Genomic DNA, 267 nt, shown 5'->3' on the forward strand with positions numbered 1-267 from the left:
GCGCAACACGGTCTGGCTTAAGGCGCGCTGGCTAAAGGAAAAGCGCATTGGTTACTGGGGAGATTTGGATACCTGGGGGCTAAAATTCTTAGCTGACGTTAGAGTCATGCAGCCGCACGCCGAAGCATTGATGATGGATAAATCCACGCTGCTTGCTTACAGAGACCGTGGGGTAAGCGAGGTGCGACCAGCAAACTTGCCTGAGCTAGGTCTAAGTTATGCTGAGACCGAACTTTTCGAAAGCCTCCGCTCTGGAGAGTACGGAAT

1 protein-coding gene is annotated in these 267 nt (G+C 52.4%); it reads left to right on the top strand.

The annotated features are described in order from the left end of the window. Nucleotides 1-267, top strand: a 267-nt coding sequence (locus tag AAEZ09_RS28425) for a Wadjet anti-phage system protein JetD domain-containing protein (protein ID WP_350601679.1), incomplete at both ends; no start/stop codon positions are given.

The organism is Pseudomonas sp. 65/3-MNA-CIBAN-0223 (assembly GCF_040310425.1).
Classification (GTDB): Bacteria; Pseudomonadota; Gammaproteobacteria; order Pseudomonadales; family Pseudomonadaceae; genus Aquipseudomonas; species Aquipseudomonas gregormendelii.